This window comes from Spirillospora sp. NPDC049652 (assembly GCF_040675125.1).
Classification (GTDB): Bacteria; Actinomycetota; Actinomycetes; order Streptosporangiales; family Streptosporangiaceae; genus Spirillospora.
The window spans coordinates 1-1,330 of record NZ_JBFAOF010001441.1 but is presented as its reverse complement, the minus strand read 5'-3'; the positions used below and the strand labels follow the sequence as shown (position 1 = coordinate 1,330).

Genomic DNA, 1,330 nt, shown 5'->3' with positions numbered 1-1,330 from the left:
GAGCGGACTGCGCCGCGAGGAGCTGGCGATGCTCGCCGGCATCTCGGCGGACTACGTCACCCGGCTGGAGCAGGGCCGCGCGGTCCACCCGTCCGGGCAGGTCGTGGAGGCCATCGCGCGGGCGCTGCGGCTGTCGGGCGAGGAGCGGGCCCATCTGTTCCGGCTGGCCGGGCTGGTCCCGCCGGGGCCGGAGACGGTGCCGAGGTTCGTCACCCCGGGCGTGCACCGGCTGCTGGACCGGATGGCGGACATCCCGGTCGCGGTCTACGACGCCGCCTGGACGATCCTGCTGGTCAACCGGCCGTATGCCGCGCTGATGGGCGACCCGTCCGGCTGGCGCGGCCACGAGCGCAACGTGATCTGGCGGCACTTCCTCGGCCCCGGCGGGTGGGCGCGGCACACCCCCGAATCGCTCCTGGAGTTCCACACCGCCCTGGTCAGCGACCTGCGGACGGCGGCGGCCGCCTACCCGGCCGACCTGGCGCTGCGGAACCTGATCGCCGAGCTGCGGGCCGGGAGCGAGCGGTTCGCGCGGCTGTGGGACTCCGGCGTCGTCCGGGAGCACGAGGTCCACCGCAAGATCATCGACCATCCGCGGGTCGGCGCGGTCGAGCTGGACTGCGACGTGTTCACCGTCATGGGCGCCGACCTGCGCGTCATGCTCTTCACCGCCGAGCCGGGCACCGAGGACGCCGAGAAGCTCGCGCTCCTCAACGTCCTCGGCACCCAGTCGCTCACCGGCTGATCGGCACGAAGCGGAACCGCGGCGGCCGGAACCGCGGCGGGCGGGCCGTCAGGCGCGCTTCGCGACGAGGGTCAGCAGGTCGTACTTGGCGACCGACTCGCCCTTCTGGTTCGTGACGTCCACGTCCCAGCGGACCTCGCCGTGGTCCGCGCCCTCGCGCGGAACGAGCTGCTTGGCGGTGAGCGTCGCGGTCATCTCGTCGCCGGGGTAGACCGGGGTCAGGAAGCGCAGGTTCTCCAGTCCGTAGTTCGCCAGCACGGGCCCCGGGTCGGGGTCGACGAACAGCCCGGCCGCGAACGACAGGACCAGGTAGCCGTGCGCCACCCGCCCGTCGAAGAACGGGTTGGCGGCGGCGGCCTCCTCGTCCATGTGGGCGTAGAAGGTGTCGCCGGTGAACTCGGCGAAGTGCTCGACGTCCTCCAGCGTGACCCGGCGCGGCCCGGCGACGACGGTGTCGCCGACGCGCAGGTCGTCCAGGTGCTTGCGGAAGGGGTGGTCGGTCGTGACCGTCCGCCCGGCGCCCGGCACCCAGCGGCCGGTGATCGCGGTGAGCATCGCGGGGTCGGCCTGCACGGCGGTGCGCTG

Annotated in this window: 2 protein-coding genes; one reads left to right on the top strand and one right to left on the bottom strand. The window is 73.6% G+C overall.

Annotated features, from left to right (window positions below):
• Positions 1 to 745, top strand: a 745-nt coding sequence (locus AB0J52_RS40920) for a helix-turn-helix transcriptional regulator (protein ID WP_500188628.1), incomplete at its 5' end; no start/stop codon positions are given.
• A 48-nt stretch (positions 746 to 793) separates the two neighbouring features.
• Here the strand turns inward: AB0J52_RS40920 and AB0J52_RS40915 are convergent.
• Positions 794 to 1,330 (bottom strand): MaoC/PaaZ C-terminal domain-containing protein (locus tag AB0J52_RS40915; protein WP_500188626.1); only part of this gene is annotated, 537 nt, incomplete at its 5' end.